We start from the raw sequence: 19,695 nt of genomic DNA, 5'->3' as shown, positions 1-19,695 counted from the left end.
GCAACGGCGCACGGAGAAGCTTGCTGGCGGGTCGTGTGCCCGGAAGTCGTCGATCGGCGCCGTAGGCGACCGCGCCGGTCAGGAGATAGAGCGCGACGGTACCGGTCCGCCCGAGGGGATCACAGCACCTGCGGCAGCGGGAGCACCGAGCGCGACCGCGGCGCCGAGCCACACGGCGCACCGACGAGCCGGTCTCGTGGCCGCCGACGGGCGAACCGCGAGCCCCAGCAGCGCTGCGACCACGGCTGCGCCCACGACCGAGGCCACGGCGAGGACGGCGCGGTTCGAGCCGGCGGGTTCGATGGCCGCCCGAGCAGCCGCGAACGGGAGCACCAGGACGGCGGGCGCGCCCACGGCGAAGCCGACCAGCAGCGAGCCGTCAGCAGCACCGTCGATCACGCGGACCGTCACCTGTCGCCGCAGCCCGGACGGGCGGTCTGCGGCGAGAGCCGGCAGGGCTCCACGCGCGCGTGCGCCGGCTGCCGCGACGACCGCGACGACCGCTGCGCTGGCGCCGGGCACGACGGCGAGAAGGGAGCCGCCAGCGAGGTCGAGCCGTGCGCAGGCCACGACCGCTGCCGCGCCGGCTGCGGTCGCCGTCAGAGCGCCCGCGGCCGCGGCCCACCACGTCGCCGAGTCCACCGTCGTCCGCCACGAGCGAGCAGTCACGGTGGCCGGACCGGTGCTGGTCCTCGGCACGATGCGGGCGAGCCAGACCTGCAGCGCGCCCAGTCCCGCGAGTGCACCGAGCGCGCCGACCGCCACCGGCCCGTCGCCCCTCGCGTCCGACAGGACGCCACCGACGGCGAGCAGCGCGCCCGCCGCGGTCATGAGCCACGCCGCACCGGTCAGGACGTCCGTCTCGAACCACGCGCGGGGCGCCGGCGACGGGACAGCCGGCGTCGTGCGGTCGAACGCGAAGCGCCCACCCGCCAGCGCGACCGAGGCGACGAGGAGCCAGGCCGCCACCGACGGGCTGGACGCGACGGGGACGAGGAGGACCGGTGCGAGCGGAAGGAGTGCGGTGCCCACCACGCGAGCGACGCGCAGGTGCGTCACCCGGCTCCCTACCAGGAGGAGCGCAGCGCAGACGAGAGCGGCCGCTGCGGCGTACCCGCTGGGCGAGGCCACTGTGACGAGCCCGGTCGCGGCCACCGCCCATGCGTCCAGCAGCAGCATGACCGTCCCGAGCGCCCCGACCGCCTCGGCGCTCGACCGCAGAGCCGCCCGCCGCAGTCGGTCGGCGAGCGCGAACACCACGACCGTGCCGACCGCGACCGTCACCGCACGGCCGGTCAGGCCGATCCAGCCCCAGCTGAAGACGAGGAACACGATGCTCGCGGCGGCGAGGAGGCCGACGCCGAGAACCTGCAGCACGGTCTGGACGCGCCAGTGCGGTCGGGCGGCCCGCGGGGGGACAGGGCCGCGGACGGCGACCGGGTGGTGGGCCGCCGCCGGGAGGCTTCCGCTCATGGTTGTCGGGGCGGGTGCAGCGGTCCGCTGCACCGGTGTCGGCGCGCCCCGGACCGTCCCCGTGACCGCGGGACGTGCGGTGGCCCGGGACGCCGCGGCCGCGTGGTCAGCCTGCTGCGCTCGCATCGCCCGCAGGTGCCCGTCGCGTCGGCTGAGCGCGTCGGCGGCGTGCCGGGACAGGTCCCAGAGGTGCTGGCCCGGCGCACCGGACAGGTCGAGGCCGCACGCGTCGCACGTGCTCCGGGTCAGCGCAGCGGTGCAGTCGGGGCAGCGAGCGGCGTCGGCGAGCAGCTGCCGGACGACGGCGTACGGGGTGGCCGGAGACGTCGGCGCAGATGGCATGGGCGCATCCTCGCGGATCGACCGGCGTCGCGGGTGCGTTGTGCACAGACTCGACTGACGGGCAGGGCCTAGGGTGTGTTCAGCAGGCCCGTTGACGACCCCAGGAGGTCACCATGGCTGGTCAGGAACACGCGCAGTCCCGCCGCGACGACGACGCGCCGGCCGCCGGCCCCGACACCCCGACGCCGGCGACCCCCGCCGCCCAGGCTCGTGATGCCGAGGTCGACGCGCTCCTCGAGGAGATCGACGACGTCCTGGAGACCAACGCGGAGCAGTTCGTGCGCGGGTTCGTGCAGAAGGGCGGTCAGTGACCGCCGATGGGCCAGGACCACAGCGCTGCGGGCCGGTTGCCGGCCGCGTTCACGACACCGGGCTCGTCCTCGTTCGTCGATTTCCTCGCCGGGCACGCCCCCTCGCTCCTGCCGGGGAACAGGCCGCTGCCGGCCGGTGAGGTGCCGCTCGCACCCCACGCCACGACGATCGTCGCGCTCGTCTTCGACGGCGGAGTGGTCATGGCGGGCGACCGCCGAGCGACGATGGGCTCGATGATCGCGAGCCGCGAGATCGAGAAGGTCTTCCCCGCGGACGACTTCTCCGCGGTCGGCATCGCCGGCACGGCGGGCCTCGCGGTCGAGCTCGTGCGCCTCTTCCAGCTCGAGCTCGAGCACTACGAGAAGATCGAGGGCGCGCTGCTGTCGCTCGACGGCAAGGCGAACCGGCTCGCGACGATGATCCGCGGCAACCTCGGCCTCGCGATGCAGGGCCTCGCGGTCGTGCCGCTGTTCGCGGGGTTCGACCTGGACCGGGGCCTGGGACGGATCTTCTCCTACGACGTCACCGGCGGCCGCTACGAGGAGCACGAGCACCACAGCGTCGGATCCGGCTCGGTGTTCGCGCGCGGATCGCTCAAGAAGCTCTGGCGCCCCGGCCTGGACGCCGTCGCCGCGGTGCGTGTCGCGGTCGAGGCGCTCGTCGACGCCGCGGACGACGACTCGGCCACGGGAGGTCCCGACTCCTCGCGCCAGATCTGGCCCGTCGTCGCGACGGTGACGTCGAGCGGGTACCGCCGGGTCGGGCAGGACGAGCTGGGTGCCGTCGTGGAGGCGGTCGCCGAGCAGCGCCGGACCGAGCACGCGCAGGGTCGCCCGGGGGGTGAGTCCCGATGAGCATGCCGTTCTACGTCTCGCCCGAGCAGCTGATGAAGGACCGCGCCGACTACGCGCGCAAGGGCATCGCGAGGGGGCGTTCGGTCGTCGTGCTGCAGTACGACGAGGGCATCGTCTTCGCGACCGAGAACCCGTCCCGTGCCCTGCACAAGATCTCCGAGATCTACGACCGCATCGCCTTCGCCGCCGTGGGCAAGTACAACGAGTTCGAGAACCTGCGCGTCGCCGGGGTGCGGTACGCCGACCTGCGCGGGTACTCCTACGACCGCCAGGACGTGAACGCACGCGGGCTCGCCAACGCCTACGCCCAGACCCTCGGGACGGTGTTCACCACCGAGTCCAAGCCGCTCGAGGTCGAGCTCGTCGTGGCGGAGGTCGGGGCGAGCCCGGAGGGCGACCAGATCTACCGCCTGTCGTACGACGGCTCCGTCGCCGACGAGCACGGGTATGTGGCGATGGGAGGGCTGGCGGACCGTCTCGTCACCCAGCTCGCCGACGCGTGGCGTGCCGGTCTCACGCTCGCCGAGGCCGTACGGATCGCCGTCCTGGTCCTCGGCACCCAGCCGGAGGGCGAGCCGCGTCAGCTGCCGGCGAGCCAGCTCGAGGTCGCGGTGCTGGAGCGGTCGCGCCCGCGCCGGGCGTTCCGGCGGCTGACCGGTCCGGCACTGGACGCCATGCTCGCGGCAGCGCCGAGCCAGCACGAAGCGCCGAGCCAGCACGAAGCCTCGAGCCCGCCCGACGCGCCGAGCCCGCCCACCGAGGCCGGACCGGCCGAGCCGACCGCGTCACCCGAGGCGGACCCGCCGACGCCGTGACGGCAGCGTGACACCGCTCGACGCAGACCCACACGGAGGGGAGGGGCGCATGGACCGCCGCATCTATGGCCTCGAGACCGAGTACGGGGTGACGTGCGCGTCCGACGACGGCCGAGGGCTGTCGGCGGACGAGGTCGCCCGGTACCTGTTCCGGAAGGTCGTCGCGTGGGGGCGTTCGTCGAACGTGTTCCTGCGCAACGGCTCACGGCTGTACCTCGACGTCGGCTCGCACCCGGAGTACGCGACCGCCGAGTGTGACGACGTGCGCCAGCTCATCACGTACGACCGCGGCGGTGAGCGCATCCTCGAGGGTCTCGTCGCGGACGCGCAGCAGCGCCTCGAGCACGAGGGCCTCGCCGGGCGGATCCACCTGTTCAAGAACAACACCGACTCGGCAGGCAACTCCTACGGGTGCCACGAGAACTACCTCGTGCGCCGCCAGGGGGACTTCTCGCGGCTGTCGGACGTCCTCGTCCCCTTCCTGATCACCCGTCAGGTCCTCACCGGTGCCGGCAAGGTGCTGCCGACGCCGCGCGGTGCGGTCTACTGCCTCTCGCAGCGGGCCGACCACATCTGGGAGGCAGTCTCGAGCGCGACGACGCGGTCCCGGCCGATCATCAACACCCGGGACGAGCCGCACGCGGACGCCGAGCTGTACCGGCGGCTGCACATCATCGTCGGCGACTCCTCGATGTCCGAGACGACCACGATGCTCAAGGTCGGCGCGACCGACCTGATCCTGCGCCTCATCGAGGCGGGCGTGCCCATGCGCGACATGGCTCTCGAGAACCCGATCCGCGCCATCCGCGAGATCAGCCACGACATGACGGGGCTGCACCCGTTCCAGCTCTCGAACGGCCGGACGGTCACCGCGGTCGACCTCCAGGAGGAGTACCTCGGGCGCGTCAAGGACTTCATCGCGGCCGATGTCGACCCGACGCCCGACATCAAGCAGGTCGTCGACCTGTGGGAACGGGGCCTGCACGCGCTGCGCACCGGCGATCTCGCCCTCGTCGAACGCGAGCTGGACTGGGTCATCAAGTACCGGATCATCGAGCGTTACCGCGCCAAGCACGGTCTCGAGCTGGGCGACCCTCGTGTCGCGCGCCTCGACCTCGCGTACCACGACATCTCGCGGTCCGAGGGCCTGTACAACCTGCTTGCGGCTCGAGGGCTCGTCGACCGGGTCACGACCGACCTCGAGGTGTTCGAGGCGACGGCCGTGCCGCCGCAGACCACGCGGGCGAAGCTCCGGGGCGACTTCGTGCGCGCCGCCCAGGAGGCCCGGCGCGACTACACGGTCGACTGGGTGCACCTGAAGCTCAACGACCAGGCGCAGCGGACGGTGCTGTGCAAGGACCCGTTCCGGAGCGTCGACGAGCGGGTCGAGAGGCTCATCGAGTCGATGTGAACGCCCCCGGGCACGCACCGTACAGTGTGGCCGGACATCCGACCGGGGGAGGGATCGACGTGCGACGTCTGGTGGCGGCATGCCTGGCTGCCGTGCTCCTGGCCGGCTGCAGCGCGGTCACGGCCCCCGAGCCGGATGTCCTCGTGACGGGTGACCCGGGCTCGCGGCCGACCCTCACGTACGTGACGCCCCTCGCGGTGAGCAAGACGGTCCACAAGGTCGTATGGCAGGGAGCCGGGAGCCCGCTCGTCGACGGTGAGCCGGTGCTCGTGGACTTCTGGCTCGAGGACGCGAGCGATGCGACGGTCGTCAAGGAGAGCTACTCGAGCAGCCCCACACCTCGCCCGCTCACCGTCGAGGACCTCGGCCAGGACCTCTACGACACCCTGCACGGTCAGCGGGTCGGGGCGCGCCTGCTGCAGATCAGCCCCGCTCCGGGCAGCGGCGCGGCCGACTACCCGACGGTGACGGTGCTCGACGTGCTCGCCACGCGAGCCTCGGGCGAACCCGTGACCCCGCGCGAGGGGCTCCCCCCGGTCACGCTCGGCAGCGACGGCTCGCCGTCGATCACGGCGTCGACCGCCGCGCCGCCGACCGACCTCGTGACGCAGCCGCTGATTCGAGGTGCCGGCGCCCAGGTGGCGGACGGCGACACGGTCACCGTGCAGTACACGGGCTTCGCGTGGACGACCGGGGAGCCGTTCGAGTCGACGTGGACCAACCGCAGCCCGGTCTCGTTCGATCTCACGATGGTGCCGGCGTGGGCAAGCCTCGTGGAGCAGCCCGTCGGGAGCCAGGTGATGCTCGTGGTGCCTCCGACGTACCCGCTCGGTGCGACGCAGAGCGAAGAGCTCAAGGGCCAGACCATCGTGTTCGTCATCGACATCCTCGCGACGGGCCCTGCGCCCGTCGCCGGCTGACAGGAGACCTGGCACATGACGCTCGCGCTGCGGGTCATCCCGTGCCTCGATGTCGACGCTGGTCGCGTCGTCAAGGGCGTGAACTTCGAGAACCTGCGCGACGCCGGGGACCCGGTCGAGCTGGCCCGCCGGTACGACGCCGAGGGTGCGGACGAGATCACCTTCCTCGACGTGTCGGCGTCGTCGGGCGACCGCGCCACGATGTACGACGTGGTCAGGCGCACGGCCGAGGAGGTGTTCGTCCCGCTGACGGTCGGTGGCGGTGTGCGCTCGGCGGACGACGTCGACCGGTTGCTGCGGGCAGGGGCCGACAAGGTCGGGGTCAACACGGCCGCCATCGCGCGACCTGAGCTCATCGAGGAGATCGCGGAACGGTTCGGCAGCCAGGTGCTCGTCCTGTCGGTCGACGCGCGCCGGGTGACGGGTGACGTCCGCACCGGGTCGGGGTACGAGGTGACGACGCACGGTGGCCGTCGGGGCACCGGCATCGACGCTGTGGAGTGGGCGGCACATGCTGCGGCTCTCGGCGCCGGGGAGATCCTGCTGAACTCGATGGACGCCGACGGCACGACGGCCGGCTTCGACCTCGAGATGCTGCGCGACGTGCGGAGCGAGGTCACGGTCCCGCTCATCGCGAGCGGCGGTGCCGGGACTGCGCAGCACTTCGTGGAGGCGGCCAGGGCGGGGGCCGACGCGGTGCTCGCCGCGAGCGTCTTCCACTTCCGGACGCTCACGATCGGCGAGGTCAAGGACCACTTGCGGGCCGCGGGCATCACCGTCCGATGACGCCGGGCGGTCAGGCTGTCGGCAGGACCGCCCGCACGGCCTCGACGTCCTGCGGCGCGCCCTCGATCCTGACCTCGGCGGCGGCGCCGCGACCGAACGCGTGCAGCAGCAGCTCTCCGACCTCTCCACGGATCACCACCGTCCCGTGCCCGCCCGGCGCGCGGCGTACCCGTCGGCGCACGCCGTCAGGCCGGACGAGGACGACTCCCGTCGGTACGCGCCGGTAGATCGACGTGCCACGGGTGAGCGAGCTCCACAGCGCCTCGACGTGCTCGGGCTCGAGCGCGCGCGGCGGCACCGGCCCGCCGCCCCGCCGCACGTCCTCGGTGTGCACGAAGAACTCGACGAGGTTCACCTGTTCGCCGGCCCAGGACAGCGGGCTCCACGCGGCGGGCTCGCTCGCAACCCGTGACACCAGGTCGCGGTAGGCCCCCTCGGACCGTGCGGTGTCCCCGAGCTCCTCGACCGCCCGCTCCGTGCGTGCGGCGAGGGCCGGGACGACGATGCCTGCCCCCGCGAGCGGCGAGTGCTCGCGAAGCACGAGGTGCGCCGCGAGATGGCGGCTCTGCCACCCCTCGCACAGCGTCGGGGCGTCGGGTCCGGCGTCGGCGAGAGCCTCGGCGAGCTGTGCGCGGGCGGTGCGGTGCCATGTCATGCCGGAATAATCCCATGGCCGCAGGGGGCTCACGTGCGATGATGCTCGACGCCCCGCCACCGGAAGGTTCTCGCTTGCACCCGCGCGACCGAACACCGACGCGGGCCGCGCTGACAGGTTCGGCGCTGCGCCGTTCGGTCCAGCTCCTGAGCCGGGGGATGGCCTCCGAGCCTCGCACCTACGCGTTCGCGGTCGGGTCGTCGGCCGTCTTCGGTGCGACGACCGTGGCGATCAGCCAGGTGCTGGGCAAGGTGACGAACGAGGTCGTGGTGCCGGCGCTCGACGGGTCCGCGAGCGCACGCGACGGCATCTGGCCGGCCGGGCTCGCCATCGCCGCGGTGGCGCTCGCGCTCGCGGCCGGGGTCGCCGGACGCCGGATCTTTGCGGGGATGGGCTACGTCGACCTGCAGGCCGGCCACCGGACGCGCATCACGCGCCAGCTCCTGCGCCTGCCGATGTCGTGGCACCGACGCCACGCGACCGGCCAGCTGCTGTCGAACGCGAGCTCCGACGTCGAGGCGGCGACCTCGGTCTTCAACCCGCTGCCGTTCGCGCTCGGTGTCGTGGTCATGTTCGTGGTCGCGGCCGTCGCTCTCCTGACGACCGACGTGTGGATCGCGCTCGCGGCGTTCGTCATCCTGCCGGTGGTCATCGGGGTGAACGTCCTGTTCGAGCGCCGGATGACGCCCGCCGCGACGCGCGCCCAACAGCTGCGGGGGGAGGTCGCCGACGTCGCCCACGAGAGCTTCGAGGCGGCGCTCGTCGTGAAGTCGCTCGGGACCGAGGACCGGGAGGAGGCGCGGTTCGCGGAGCGGGCGATGCGCCTGCGGGACGCCAACATCCGCCTCGGCGTCGTCCGTGCCGTCTTCGACCCGGTGATGGACCTCCTGCCGGGGCTCGGGACGCTGCTGGTGCTCGTCGTCGGCACGGCGCGCGTCGCCGCGGGCGCCATGAACACGGGGGACATCGTGGCTGCCGCATACCTGCTGACCCTGCTCGCTGTGCCGGTCCGCGCGTTCGGCTGGGTCCTGGGCGACCTGCCGCGCGCCCTGGTGGGCTACGAGCGCATCGCCGGCGTGCTGGACGCCGGTGGCGAGCGGGCGCACGGCGACCGGGAGCTGCCCGCGAACGGCCGCGGTGCGCGGGTCGAGCTCCGCGGGGTCGGTGTGCGGGTGCCGCTGCGGCCGAGCCTGCCGCAGAGCGCCTCCGACCCGGAGGACGCGGTCCTGCTCGAGGACATCGACCTCGACCTGGCGCCGGGCCGGACCGTCGCGCTCGTCGGGCCGACAGGCGCCGGCAAGACGACGCTCGTCACGCTGCTCAACCGGCTGTGGGACCCGACGTCGGGCACGGTCCTGATCGACGGGGTCGACGTGCGGGACGTCCGCCCGGCCGACCTCGCCGCGCAGGTCGCGCTCGTCGCGCAGTCGGCGTTCGTCTTCGAGGACACCGTCCGCGGCAACGTGACGCTGTGCGACGACGGGGAGCCCGGGGCGCCCACGGACGGGGAGGTCTGGGACGCGCTGCGCCTGGCGCGCGTCGACGGGGTCGTGGCTGCGCTGCCCGGTGGTCTCGACGCGCCGCTCGGGGAGCGCGGTTCGAGCCTGTCGGGCGGTCAGCGGCAACGGCTCGCGCTCGCCCGGGCGCTCGTGCGGTCGCCTCGTGTGCTGGTGCTCGACGACGCGACGTCCGCCGTCGACCCGCGCGTCGAGCAGCAGATCCTCACGGGTCTGCGGGCCACGGCGCCGGGTGACGGGCGTGCGTTCGCGCCGACGGTCGTCATGGTCGCCTACCGGATGTCCTCGGTGCTGCTCGCCGACGAGGTCGTGCACCTCGACTCCGGGCGGGTCGTGGACCGCGGCACGCACGACGAGCTGTTGGAACGCGACCCGGGCTACCGCGACCTGGCGACCGCGTACGAGCGAGAGTCGGAGCGCCGGGCCGTCGCGGCGGACGTCGACAGCGAGCCGCGGGGCCAGACGCCGCCGCCGGGGCTGGGCCGGTGACGGACACGGACGCGTCGGCGGACCACACCATCGGCTCGTCGGGGACCCTGGGCGTGTGGGCGACCCTGCGCCGCGGCGTGCAGGTCTCGCCGCAGCTGCTCGAGGGGTTCCGGGTCACGATGCTGCTCGCGGTGCTCGCGGCGTGCGGGCGCGTCCTCGTGCCGATCGCCGTGCAGCAGACCATCGACTCCGGAGTGCTCGCGTCCGCCGGTCCTGACGTGGCACGGGTCGCCGGCCTCGCTGCCCTCGCCGCGGTCGGGCTGCTGCTGGGCGGCGCGTGCGCGGCGCTCGTCAACGTGCGGCTCATCCGGGCGAGCGAGCGCGGGCTCGCGACCCTGCGGGTCACGGCGTTCCGACACGTCCACGACCTGTCGATCCTTGCTCAGGACACCGAGCGTCGCGGTTCGCTCGTGTCGCGTGTGACGTCGGACGTCGACACCATCTCGCTGTTCGTGCAGTGGGGCGGCATCATGCTGCTCGTCTCGATCCTGCAGATCGCGGTCGCGACGGGCCTCATGGCCGTGTACTCGTGGCAGCTCACGGTCCTCGTGTGGCTGTGCTTCGTCCCGCTGCTCGTCATCCTCGGTCCGCTGCAGAAGCGTGTCAATGTCGCCTACACGCGAGTGCGGGAGCGCGTGGGCGCGCTGCTCGGTGCGATCTCCGAGGCCGTGGTGGGGGCCGAGACGATCCGGGCGTACGGCGCCCAGGCGCGCACGCAGCGGCGCATCGACACCGCGATACGTGCGACCCGTGACGCCGCGGTGCGCGCCCAGAACCTCGTCGCCCTCGTGTTCTCGAGCGGGGTGCTCGTCGCGAACCTCGTCCTCGCCGTCGTCGTCGTGGCCGGGACGTACCTGGGTGTCGCGGGCGCGCTGTCGGCCGGCAAGCTGTTGGCCTTCCTGTTCCTCGTCCAGCTGTTCACCGGTCCGGTGCAGATGGCGACCGAGGTGCTGAACGAGCTCCAGAACGCCGTCGCGGGCTGGCGTCGGGTCCTCGCCGTGATCGACACCCCCATCCAGGTGGTCGACGCCGGTGCTGCCGGCGTCGCGTCGCCGCGAGGACCCGCGACCATCGAGCTGCGCGGAGTGGGGTTCGCCTACCCGGACGGTCCGCCCGTCCTGAGTGGCATCGACCTGACGATCCCGGCCCGGACCTCGGTGGCCGTCGTCGGCGCCACCGGGTCCGGCAAGACGACCGTCGCCAAGCTCATCGTCCGGCTCATGGACCCCACGCACGGCCAGGTGCTGCTCGACGGCGTCGACCTGCGCGCCATCCGGCTCTCCGAGCTCCGCGGCCGCGTCGTCATGGTGCCGCAGGAGGGGTTCCTGTTCGACGCGACCCTGCTCGAGAACGTCGTGTACGGGCTGCCGGGCCTGGACGTCCCCTCGTACGAGCCGGTGGTGCGCGTCGCCGTGGAGAACCTCGGCCTGACCGGCTGGCTCGACGAGCTGCCGCAGGGGCTCGCGACCCCGGTGGGGCAGCGGGGGGACCGGCTGTCAGCGGGCGAACGTCAGCTTGTCGCTCTCGTGCGCGCCTACCTCGCCGAGGCCGACCTGCTCGTGCTCGACGAGGCGACCTCGGCGGTCGACCCGGCGACGGAGGTACGGATCGCTCGCGCGCTCGACTCGCTCACGCACGGGCGCAGCACCGTGACGATTGCGCACCGGCTCTCCACCGCGGAGGCGTCCGACCTCGTGGTCGTCGTCGACGCCGGCCGTGTGGTCGAGGTCGGCCACCACACCGACCTCGTGGCGGACGGCGGCGTCTACGCCGCGATGCACCGGTCGTGGGTCTCCCAGACACGGTGACGGGGCGCCGTGGCAAGATCGCGGGGTGCCCGACCAGCCCACCTCCGCCGCAGCCCCTTCGACCGCAGCACCCTGGACCGCCAGCTCCTCGACCGGGCCCGTCGCGTCGACCTCGTCGGCGCTCGACCCCGAGATCGCTGCGCTGCTCAAGCGCGACGACGCGGGTCTCGTCGCCGCGGTCGTGCAGCAGCACGACACGGGGGAGGTCCTCATGGTCGGCTGGATGGACGACGAGGCGCTGCGACGGACCCTGACGAGCGGGCGCGTGACGTTCTGGAGCCGGTCGCGCAGGGAGTACTGGCGCAAGGGCGACACGTCGGGCCACGCGCAGTACGTGCAGTCGGTCGCGATCGACTGCGACGGCGACGCGCTCCTGGTCCGTGTCGACCAGGTCGGCGCCGCCTGCCACACCGGCGCACGCACGTGCTTCGACGCGGGAGGCCCGCTGCCGGCCGTCGTCGGCCACCGCCCGACCCCGGGCGTCCCGTCGAACCCCGAAGGAGCCTCATGACCACGCCCGCCGCCGCGCCCGCCCCGGTGCAGGTCCCGTGGGGCTCGACGTGGCCGGCGCTCGCGGACTTCCGCACCCTCGCGTCGGACCGTCGGGTGATCCCGGTGGTCCGCCGGCTCCTCGCGGACGACGTCACACCGGTCGGCCTGTACCGGACGCTCGCCGGCGGGCGACCGGGCACGTTCGTGCTCGAGTCCGCCGAGCAGGACGGCACCTGGTCGCGGTACTCGTTCATTGGCGTGCGCTCGCGCGCGACCCTGACGACCCGCGACGGCCAGGCGGTCTGGAGCGGCGACGTCCCGGTCGGGGTCCCGCTCGACGGCGCGCCTCTCGACGTCCTCGCCGAGACCCTCGAGGTCCTGCGGACGCCGGCGGTGCCCGGGCTGCCGCCGCTCACGAGCGGTCTCGTGGGCGCGCTCGGGTGGGACATCGTGCGCCAGTGGGAGCCGACCCTGCCCGCCAAGGCGCCCGAGGAGCTCGGCGTGCCCGAGATGACGCTGTGCCTCGTGAGCGATCTCGTCGTCGTCGACCACCTCGACGGCTCCGTGTGGCTCGTGGCGAACGCGATCAACTTCGACAACACCGACGCGCGCGTGGACGACGCGTACGCCGACGCGCTCGCGCGGCTCGGGGCGATGCAGGACGCGTTGCAGCACCCGGCGCCGCCGGCGGCCGCGGTGCTCGCCGACGCCGGGGAGCCCGAGCTCGAGTTCCGCTCGACGCGCGCCGAGTTCGAGGCGTCGGTGCGCACCGGGCAGGAGGCGATCCGCGACGGCGAGGTGTTCCAGGTCGTCATCTCCCAACGCCTCGACCTCGACTGCCCCGCCGCACCGATCGACGTGTACCGCGTGCTGCGGACCATCAACCCGAGCCCATACATGTACTACCTGCAGCTCCAGGACGCGGACGGCAACGACTTCGCCGTCGTCGGCTCCAGCCCCGAGACGCTCGTGAAGGTCACCGACGGCCGGGTCGTGACGTTCCCGATCGCCGGGTCACGGCCCCGCGGCGCGACGCCCGAGCAGGACCTGGCGCTCGCGGACGAGCTGCTCGCGGACCCCAAGGAGCGTGCCGAGCACATCATGCTCGTCGACCTGTCCCGCAACGACCTGGTCAAGGTCTGCGAGCCGGCGAGCGTCGAGGTCGTCGAGTTCATGGCGGTCAAGCGCTTCAGCCACATCATGCACATCTGCTCGACGGTCGTCGGGCACCTGCGCGAGGGGGCGACCGCGCTCCAGACGCTGATCGCGGCGTTCCCGGCCGGGACGCTCTCCGGGGCGCCGAAGCCCCGCGCGATCGCCTTGATCGACGAGATCGAGCCGGCACGCCGGGGGATCTACGGCGGGACGGTCGGTTACTTCGACCTCGCGGGTGACATGGACATGGCCATCGCGATCCGCACGGCTCTCATCCGGAACGGTCGGGCGAGCGTCCAGGCGGGCGGGGGGATCGTCGCCGACTCGGTGCCGGGGCTCGAGTACGAGGAGTCGCGCAACAAGGCGGCTGCGGCGGTCAGGGCCGTGCAGATCGCCGCGCGGCTCAGATCGGCCCGCGGGTGAGCGAGGGCTCTCGCCGCGGCCGATGGGTCGTGGCGCTGCTGGTCGCTGCGGCCGCGACGGCCGGCTCCACCGTGCCCGCGTGGTTCAGGGCGTCCGGGACGAGCGCGCTCACCGGTGGCGTCGAGGTCGCGGTCCCGGGTGGCCAGGCGGCGCCCGGGGTCCTCGCGGCCGCGGTGGTGCTGCTCGCGGCCGCGGCCGCGGTCGGACTCGTCGGGCGGCTGGCCCGCTGGGTCGTCGTCGCGGTCGTGGCTGCCGCGGGTGTCGTCGTCCTCGTGTCGGTCGTCGGCGTGCTCCGGGACCCCGAACCGGTCGCCACGGTCGCCGTCGCTGCTGTCACGGGGGTGACCGAGCTCGCCGGTCCCGTCGCAGCGACACCATGGCCCTGGGTCGCGTGCGCCCTGGGGCTGCTCGACCTGCTCGCAGGGCTCGGCCTCGCTCGTGCCTCGGCGCGGTGGGGTGCGTCGTCGCGCCGGCACGAGCCGACGACGTCGGCCGCGACCGCCGAGGTCGACGACGACCGGTCGGCCTGGGACGCCCTGACCCGCGGCGACGACCCGACCGCGGGCTGAGCACTCGCCGTGATCGCCGAGGATCCGGACGAGGTGTCAGATACGCTGGGCGTCGATCCGAGAACGAGGAGCGTCGCCCCCCATGGCCGATCAGTCCGTCGAACGTCGCGCCGAGCGCGCGGTCCCCGCGCAGGCCCCCGTCCGTGACCTGTCCTACCTGCCGCCGAGCGCACCTCCGACCAACCACGGGCACACGACCGCGGCCTGGACGACGGTCATCGTCGTGCTCGTCGGCGCGGTCCTGTCCTCCGTCGCGATGATCTTCGCGGCCGTCCCGCTCGTCTGGGCCGGAGGCGTCGTCATCGTGCTCGGGATCGTCGCGGGCAAGGTCCTCCAGATCCTCGGCTACGGCCAGGGCGGCGCAGCGACGCTGGCCAAGCAGGCGCGCACCGGCGGCCACTGAGCCGCAGCGCATCGCTTGCTGACGCGGCGCCGGTGTCGGCGCATCGACGCGTCCGGACCCGTGCCGGCAGCCGACGCGCTATCGTCCAGCACAGTGGCGGTCGTCACACGTCGTCCGTCCGGCCCGACGCGATCTCAGGAGGCCTGATGTCGACCCCGAACGAGCCGCAGGACCCGTATGCCGTCGGCGGCCAGCCCGTGCAGCCCGGCGACGGCCCACCCGAGCCGCCCGCTGAGCCCACGTTCCCCGCTGCCCCGCCGTACGGCGCACCGCCCGTCCAGCCTCAGCAGCCCGGGTACCCGGTCGGCCAGCCCGGCTACCCGGCGGCGCCGCCCTACGGCGCACCGACCGTCCAGCCCGCCGACCCGGCGGCCCCGCCCTACGGCGCGAGCCCGCCCTATGGCGCGACCCCGTACCCGGCGGCATCTGCGTACGGTGCTGCGCCCGGCTACGGCGGCGCGTACGCCTACCCGAAGAACAACCTCGCGATCTGGTCGATCGTCCTCGCGGTCCTCGGCATCGTCCTGCTGTGCGGCCCGTTCACGGGTATCCCCGCGGTGATCCTCGGGAACAACGCGAAGCGAGCCGTCGCGTCCGGAGAGGCCAACAACGGGAGCCTGGCGACGGCCGGGATCATCGTCGGATGGATCGCGATCGGCCTCGCGGTGCTCGGAGCTGCGCTCTTCGCCCTCCTGGTGGCCAACGCGGGCAGCTGGAGCGACTACGTCGACACGTACTCGACCACGCGCTAGCGGCGGCCTCGCGGTCGTGCGGCACCCCGTGGCGGACCTCGACCGCCTGCGGGGACCCCTCGTCGTCGGCGGGCTCGTGGCCGCCGCGACGGCGTACGTGGCGGTCGTGGACCCGAGCTCGCCCGGCCACTACCTCGGGTGCCCGCTCTACGTCCTGACGGGCCACTTCTGCGCGGGGTGCGGCGCGCTGCGCGCCACTCACGACCTCGCGCACGGTGACCTCGCGGGAGCCTGGGCGATGAACCCGCTGTGGGTCGTGGTGGTGCCGCTGCTCGTCGTCGCCTGGCTGTGCTGGACCGCCCGATCATGGTGCGGCCCGGCCGCAGCGAGCGATGTTCCCGCCGTCCGGCGTGGCGTCTGGGTCCCGTGGGTCGTGCTCGTGGTGACCGTGGCGTTCACGGTCCTGCGCAACGTGCCGGTCCTCGCGCCGTGGCTCGCGCCCTGATCCACACGCCCCGGGTGCACCGCGTCAGCCGGACGGCCGGCGCTGCTGGCGAGGCGGTCTGCGGTCGACGGGCGACGTCCGAGTCCTGATCGCGTGGTCTGTCCCCCTCGCGGTCGCCTCTACGATGGCGGCAGGGCCGCGGCCGTCACAGGCGCGGCGGCTCGACGACGAGGGGAGTGAGGCACCGATGACCGTGCTGGACGAGATCGTCGCAGGCGTTCGAGAGGATCTGGCGCAACGCGAGGCCGCGACGCCATTGGCAGCAGTCAAGGAACGCGCAGGCCGCATGACCGAGGCCAAAGACTGCATCAGTCGGCTGCGCGTCAGCGACGCCGTGACGGTCATCGCCGAGGTCAAGCGCTCGAGCCCGAGCCGCGGCTCCCTCGCGTCGATCGCCGATCCCGCCGCGCTCGCGCTCGAGTACGAGAAGGGCGGCGCCGCCGTCATCTCGGTCCTGACCGAGCAGCGGAAGTTCAACGGCTCGCTCGCCGACCTGGACTCTGTCCGGGGCGCGGTCGACATCCCCGTGCTGCGCAAGGACTTCATCGTCACCCCGTACCAGGTCTGGGAGGCGCGAGCGCACGGCGCCGACCTCGTCCTGCTCATCGTCGCCGCCCTCGAGCAGACGGTGCTGACGTCCCTCATCGAGCGCGTGCACTCCCTGGGGATGACTGCGCTCGTCGAGGTGCACGACGTCGACGAGGTCGCCCGGGCGGTCGATGCGGGCGCCAAGGTCATCGGGGTCAACGCGCGCAACCTCAAGACGCTCGACGTCGACCGGACCACGTTCGCCCGGGTCGCACCGTCGATCCCCGCGGGGATCGTGAAGATCGCCGAGTCGGGTGTCCGCGGCCCGCACGACGTCATGGACTACGCGCGGGCAGGGGCGGACGCCGTGCTTGTCGGCGAGGCGCTCGTCACCGACGAGGCTCCCCGCAAGTCGGTCGCCGACCTCGTCGCCGCCGGGGCGCACCCCTCGTTGCGGGCGGTCCGGCAGTGAGCGGGTCGTCCACCGAGCCCGTCACGACCGCGCTCCAGGACGCGCTGGCGTCAGGGCCGCTGAGCACCCACGCGGGGCCGTACTTCGGCAGCTTCGGGGGCCGGTTCGTGCCCGAGGCGCTCATCGCGGCGCTCGACGAGCTCGACGCCGAGTACCACAAGGCGCTCACCGACCCGGCGTTCGGCGCCGAGCTGGCACGGCTCCACAAGACGTACACGGGGCGGCCCAGCCCGCTCACGGAGGTGCCGCGGTTCGCGACGCACGTGGGCGAGGGCATCCGGGTGTTCCTCAAGCGCGAGGACCTCAACCACACCGGCTCGCACAAGATCAACAACGTGCTCGGACAGGCGCTGCTGGTCAAGCGCATGGGCAAGACCCGGGTCATCGCCGAGACGGGTGCGGGCCAGCACGGCGTCGCGACCGCGACCGCCGCCGCGCTCATGGACCTCGAGTGCACGGTGTACATGGGCGAGGAGGACATGCGCCGCCAGGCCCTCAACGTCGCGCGCATGCGCCTGCTCGGTGCCGAGGTCGTCCCCGTGACGATCGGCACGCGCACGCTCAAGGACGCGATCAACGAGGCGCTGCGGGACTGGGTCGCGAACGTCGACTCGACCCACTACCTGCTCGGCACCGTCACGGGGCCGCACCCGTTCCCGGAGATGGTGCGCGACTTCCACAAGATCATCGGCGAGGAGGCCAAGGTGCAGCTCGCCGAGGAGATCGGCCGGTTGCCCGACGCCGTCGCGGCCTGCGTCGGCGGCGGGTCCAACGCGATGGGGATCTTCAACGCGTTCCTCGACGAGCTGGGCGTCCGGCTGTTCGGGTTCGAGGCGGGCGGCGAGGGCATCGCCTCCGGACGGCACGCGGCGCGGTTCAGCGGTGGGGCGACGGGTGTGCTGCAGGGCACCAAGTCGTACCTGCTCCAGGACGAGGACGGCCAGACGCTCCCGAGCCACTCGGTCTCGGCCGGGCTCGACTACCCGAGCGTCGGCCCCGAGCACGCCTGGCTCCACGACATCGGCCGGGCCGAGTACCGCCCGGTGACCGACGTCGAGGCGATGGACGCGTTCCAGGTGCTGTGCCGCACCGAGGGGATCATCCCCGCGATCGAGTCCGCGCACGCCCTCGCGGGGGTGATCAAGCTCGGTCCCGAGGTCGCAAGCTGGTCGCTCCCGGCGGGGCAGGCCCCGGTCATCCTCATCAACCTGTCGGGACGCGGCGACAAGGACGTCGCGACCGCCGCGAAGTGGTTCGGGCTGATCGACGAGCAGGCTGCCGCCGCGCCCACCGAAGGGGCGCAGCTGTGAGCCCCGTCGAGGTCCGGCGTCGCACTGGTGACCTGCTCACCCGGCTGGCTGCCGGGACCGCGGACTCGCCCGGGCGCGCGGCATTCATCGGCTACCTGCCGCTCGGCTACCCCGACGTGCCCGGGTCGGTCGACGCGGCGCTCGCCATGGTCGACGGCGGCGTGGACATCGTCGAGCTCGGCCTGCCGTACTCCGACCCGGTCATGGACGGCCCGACCATCCAGCACGCGGTCGAGCACGCGCTCGCCGGCGGCGCGCGGGTGCGGGAGATCTTCGGGGCGGTGGAGCGGGTGGCCGCGTCCGGCGCGCCCGTGCTCGTCATGTCGTACTGGAACCCCGTGCTGCGCTACGGGGTCGAGAAGTTCGCGCGTGACCTGGCCTCCGCCGGCGGTGCGGGGCTCATCACCCCCGACCTGATCCCGGACGAGGCGGGGGAGTGGATCGCCGCGTCGGAGGAGCACGGCCTCGACCGGGTCTTCCTCGTGGCCCCCAGCTCCACCCCTGAGCGGCTCGCCTCGACGTCGGCCGCGTCTCGCGGGTTCGTCTACGCGGCGTCGACCATGGGCGTCACGGGGGAGCGCGGGACCGTCGGGACCCACGCCGAGCAGCTCGTCGCGGACACGCGAGCCGCGGGCGCCGAGCACGTGTGCGTCGGCCTCGGGGTCTCCCGCGCCGCGCAGGCCGCGGAGGTCGCGCGGTATGCCGACGGCGTGATCGTGGGGTCGGCCCTCGTGCGGGCGCTCCTCGAGGCGGACGACCGCACGTCGGGGCTCGACGCGCTGAGGGCGGTGGCGGCCGATCTCGCGGCGGGCGTGCGCGGGGCGCGACGATGACGGGGACGGCGCTGACGGCTCTCGCGGGCAAGGCGGGGGCGCTCGCGCTGCCCGCGTCGATCCCCAGCCCGTCGCAGGGTGTGTGGAATCTCGGACCCTTCCCGCTGCGGGCCTACGCGTTGGCGATCCTGCTGGGCATCGTCGCCGCTGTGATCCTGACCCGACGGCGTTGGGTCGAGCGTGGCGGGATCGCCGACGACGTCCTCGAGATCGTGTTCTGGGCCGTGCCGTTCGGCATCGTCGGCGGCCGGGTCTACCACGTGATCAGCTCGCCCGACGCGTACTTCGGGCCCGGGGGGCACCCGTGGAAGGCCTTCGCTATCTGGGAGGGCGGGCTCGGCATCTGGGGTGCGATCGCACTCGGCGGGCTCGGCGCCTGGATCGGATGCCGTCGCCAGGGCGTGCGGACGCCGGCGTTCGCCGACGCGGTCGCGCCCGGCCTCCTCGTCGCCCAGGCCATCGGCCGGCTGGGCAACTGGTTCAACCAGGAGCTGTTCGGCGGTCCGACCACGCTGCCGTGGGGCCTGCAGATCGATGACGCGCACCTCCCCGCCGGGTACCCCTCCGGGACGCTCTTCCACCCGACGTTCCTGTACGAGCTGCTCTGGAACCTCGCGGCGGCAGCGGTCCTCATCTGGCTCGACCGCCGGTTCAAGCTCGGTCACGGTCGGGTGTTCGCCCTCTACGTGGTGCTCTACACGAGCGGGCGGCTGTGGATCGAGCTCCTGCGCATCGACCCCGCGCACACCATCGGCCCGTTCCGGCTCAACGTCTGGACCTCCATCGTCGTCGGCCTCGGAGCGCTGGTAGCGTTCGTCGTGGTCTCACGGCGGCATCATGGTCGCGAGACGACGCTCCTGCGAGATCCACCGGCAACGCAGGGCGACGAAGAGACGGCACCGGAAGCCACCCGCTGACCGCGGCCGTAGTG

20 protein-coding genes are annotated in these 19,695 nt (G+C 73.3%); 18 read left to right on the top strand and 2 right to left on the bottom strand.

The window, feature by feature from the left end:
- Positions 1-78: 78 nt before the first annotated feature.
- Positions 79-1,815: a hypothetical protein gene (locus tag DDP54_RS16730; RefSeq protein ID WP_109133112.1), complete on the bottom strand. Its 1,737-nt coding sequence runs from the start codon at positions 1,813-1,815 to the stop codon at positions 79-81.
- Between the two features lie 113 nt (positions 1,816-1,928).
- On the opposite strand from DDP54_RS16730, the gene DDP54_RS16725 reads away from it, so the two are divergent.
- Genes DDP54_RS16725 through hisF form a run of 6 tightly spaced genes read left to right on the top strand, consistent with a single transcriptional unit; the run spans position 1,929 to position 6,913 of the window.
- Positions 1,929-2,126, top strand: a complete 198-nt coding sequence (locus DDP54_RS16725) for a ubiquitin-like protein Pup (protein ID WP_109133111.1) — start codon at positions 1,929-1,931, stop codon at positions 2,124-2,126.
- 6 nt (positions 2,127-2,132) lie between these two features.
- Complete coding sequence (prcB, locus tag DDP54_RS16720) at positions 2,133-2,981, top strand: proteasome subunit beta (protein ID WP_109133110.1); 849 nt, start codon at positions 2,133-2,135, stop codon at positions 2,979-2,981.
- Positions 2,978-3,796: a proteasome subunit alpha gene (prcA, locus tag DDP54_RS16715; protein ID WP_109133109.1), complete on the top strand. Its 819-nt coding sequence runs from the start codon at positions 2,978-2,980 to the stop codon at positions 3,794-3,796. Before prcB ends, prcA begins: the two co-directional genes overlap by 4 nt.
- A gap of 49 nt (positions 3,797-3,845) precedes the next feature.
- On the top strand, positions 3,846-5,207 hold the full coding sequence (pafA, locus tag DDP54_RS16710; RefSeq protein WP_109133108.1) for a Pup--protein ligase: 1,362 nt from the start codon (positions 3,846-3,848) through the stop codon (positions 5,205-5,207).
- A 59-nt stretch (positions 5,208-5,266) separates the two neighbouring features.
- Positions 5,267-6,127, top strand: a complete 861-nt coding sequence (locus tag DDP54_RS16705; protein ID WP_242448547.1) for an FKBP-type peptidyl-prolyl cis-trans isomerase — start codon at positions 5,267-5,269, stop codon at positions 6,125-6,127.
- Positions 6,128-6,142: 15 nt separating this feature from the next.
- Positions 6,143-6,913: an imidazole glycerol phosphate synthase subunit HisF gene (gene hisF, locus DDP54_RS16700; RefSeq protein ID WP_109133107.1), complete on the top strand. Its 771-nt coding sequence runs from the start codon at positions 6,143-6,145 to the stop codon at positions 6,911-6,913.
- A 10-nt stretch (positions 6,914-6,923) separates the two neighbouring features.
- Here hisF and DDP54_RS16695 read toward each other — a convergent pair whose 3' ends face one another.
- Complete coding sequence (locus DDP54_RS16695) at positions 6,924-7,568, bottom strand: TIGR03085 family metal-binding protein (protein WP_109133106.1); 645 nt, start codon at positions 7,566-7,568, stop codon at positions 6,924-6,926.
- Between the two features lie 158 nt (positions 7,569-7,726).
- On the opposite strand from DDP54_RS16695, the gene DDP54_RS16690 reads away from it, so the two are divergent.
- From DDP54_RS16690 to lgt, 12 genes are all read left to right on the top strand, one after another.
- On the top strand, positions 7,727-9,574 hold the full coding sequence (locus DDP54_RS16690; RefSeq protein ID WP_242448546.1) for an ABC transporter ATP-binding protein: 1,848 nt from the start codon (positions 7,727-7,729) through the stop codon (positions 9,572-9,574).
- A complete protein-coding gene (locus DDP54_RS16685) occupies positions 9,571-11,382 on the top strand; it encodes an ABC transporter ATP-binding protein (protein ID WP_242448545.1) in 1,812 nt (603 codons plus the stop codon). Before DDP54_RS16690 ends, DDP54_RS16685 begins: the two co-directional genes overlap by 4 nt.
- Positions 11,383-11,407: 25 nt before the next feature.
- Positions 11,408-11,893, top strand: a complete 486-nt coding sequence (gene hisI, locus DDP54_RS16680; RefSeq protein WP_277949609.1) for a phosphoribosyl-AMP cyclohydrolase — start codon at positions 11,408-11,410, stop codon at positions 11,891-11,893.
- A complete protein-coding gene (locus DDP54_RS16675; protein ID WP_109133105.1) occupies positions 11,890-13,452 on the top strand; it encodes an anthranilate synthase component I in 1,563 nt (520 codons plus the stop codon). Before hisI ends, DDP54_RS16675 begins: the two co-directional genes overlap by 4 nt.
- The gene (locus DDP54_RS16670; protein WP_158274565.1) at positions 13,449-14,021 is read left to right on the top strand and encodes a Trp biosynthesis-associated membrane protein; all 573 of its coding nucleotides are present in this window, start codon (positions 13,449-13,451) and stop codon (positions 14,019-14,021) included. The genes DDP54_RS16675 and DDP54_RS16670 overlap by 4 nt, the downstream gene beginning before the upstream one ends.
- An 82-nt stretch (positions 14,022-14,103) precedes the next feature.
- Positions 14,104-14,424, top strand: a complete 321-nt coding sequence (locus DDP54_RS16665; protein WP_109133103.1) for an HGxxPAAW family protein — start codon at positions 14,104-14,106, stop codon at positions 14,422-14,424.
- A 146-nt stretch (positions 14,425-14,570) separates the two neighbouring features.
- A complete protein-coding gene (locus DDP54_RS18860) occupies positions 14,571-15,176 on the top strand; it encodes a DUF4190 domain-containing protein (protein WP_109133102.1) in 606 nt (201 codons plus the stop codon).
- Between the two features lie 16 nt (positions 15,177-15,192).
- Positions 15,193-15,621, top strand: a complete 429-nt coding sequence (locus tag DDP54_RS16655; protein WP_109133101.1) for a DUF2752 domain-containing protein — start codon at positions 15,193-15,195, stop codon at positions 15,619-15,621.
- 187 nt (positions 15,622-15,808) lie between these two features.
- Positions 15,809-16,621 (top strand): indole-3-glycerol phosphate synthase TrpC, encoded by an 813-nt coding sequence (gene trpC / locus DDP54_RS16650; RefSeq protein WP_109133100.1) that lies wholly within the window; start codon positions 15,809-15,811, stop codon positions 16,619-16,621.
- 44 nt (positions 16,622-16,665) lie between these two features.
- Positions 16,666-17,931 (top strand): tryptophan synthase subunit beta, encoded by a 1,266-nt coding sequence (gene trpB, locus DDP54_RS16645; protein WP_242448561.1) that lies wholly within the window; start codon positions 16,666-16,668, stop codon positions 17,929-17,931.
- A gap of 32 nt (positions 17,932-17,963) precedes the next feature.
- Positions 17,964-18,764: a tryptophan synthase subunit alpha gene (trpA, locus tag DDP54_RS16640; RefSeq protein WP_242448560.1), complete on the top strand. Its 801-nt coding sequence runs from the start codon at positions 17,964-17,966 to the stop codon at positions 18,762-18,764.
- A complete protein-coding gene (gene lgt / locus DDP54_RS16635; RefSeq protein WP_109133098.1) occupies positions 18,761-19,681 on the top strand; it encodes a prolipoprotein diacylglyceryl transferase in 921 nt (306 codons plus the stop codon). The genes trpA and lgt overlap by 4 nt, the downstream gene beginning before the upstream one ends.
- The last annotated feature ends 14 nt before the right edge of the window (positions 19,682-19,695 follow it).

It is taken from the genome of Cellulomonas sp. WB94, assembly GCF_003115775.1.
Classification (GTDB): domain Bacteria; phylum Actinomycetota; class Actinomycetes; order Actinomycetales; family Cellulomonadaceae; genus Cellulomonas_A.
Note: the sequence above shows the minus strand (reverse complement) of the source record. Positions and strands in the feature narration are given on the sequence as shown.

Coding starts and splice junctions, on each gene's coding strand:
- trpC (WP_109133100.1), top strand. CDS start 15,809: ATGACCGTGCTGGACGAGATCGTCGCAGGCGTTCGAGAGGATCTGGCG.
- DDP54_RS16730 (WP_109133112.1), bottom strand. CDS start 1,815: ATGCCATCTGCGCCGACGTCTCCGGCCACCCCGTACGCCGTCGTCCGG.
- pafA (WP_109133108.1), top strand. CDS start 3,846: ATGGACCGCCGCATCTATGGCCTCGAGACCGAGTACGGGGTGACGTGC.
- DDP54_RS16725 (WP_109133111.1), top strand. CDS start 1,929: ATGGCTGGTCAGGAACACGCGCAGTCCCGCCGCGACGACGACGCGCCG.
- DDP54_RS16690 (WP_242448546.1), top strand. CDS start 7,727: ATGGCCTCCGAGCCTCGCACCTACGCGTTCGCGGTCGGGTCGTCGGCC.
- DDP54_RS16695 (WP_109133106.1), bottom strand. CDS start 7,568: ATGACATGGCACCGCACCGCCCGCGCACAGCTCGCCGAGGCTCTCGCC.
- prcB (WP_109133110.1), top strand. CDS start 2,133: ATGGGCCAGGACCACAGCGCTGCGGGCCGGTTGCCGGCCGCGTTCACG.
- DDP54_RS16675 (WP_109133105.1), top strand. CDS start 11,890: ATGACCACGCCCGCCGCCGCGCCCGCCCCGGTGCAGGTCCCGTGGGGC.
- lgt (WP_109133098.1), top strand. CDS start 18,761: ATGACGGGGACGGCGCTGACGGCTCTCGCGGGCAAGGCGGGGGCGCTC.
- DDP54_RS18860 (WP_109133102.1), top strand. CDS start 14,571: ATGTCGACCCCGAACGAGCCGCAGGACCCGTATGCCGTCGGCGGCCAG.
- hisF (WP_109133107.1), top strand. CDS start 6,143: ATGACGCTCGCGCTGCGGGTCATCCCGTGCCTCGATGTCGACGCTGGT.
- prcA (WP_109133109.1), top strand. CDS start 2,978: ATGAGCATGCCGTTCTACGTCTCGCCCGAGCAGCTGATGAAGGACCGC.
- DDP54_RS16665 (WP_109133103.1), top strand. CDS start 14,104: ATGGCCGATCAGTCCGTCGAACGTCGCGCCGAGCGCGCGGTCCCCGCG.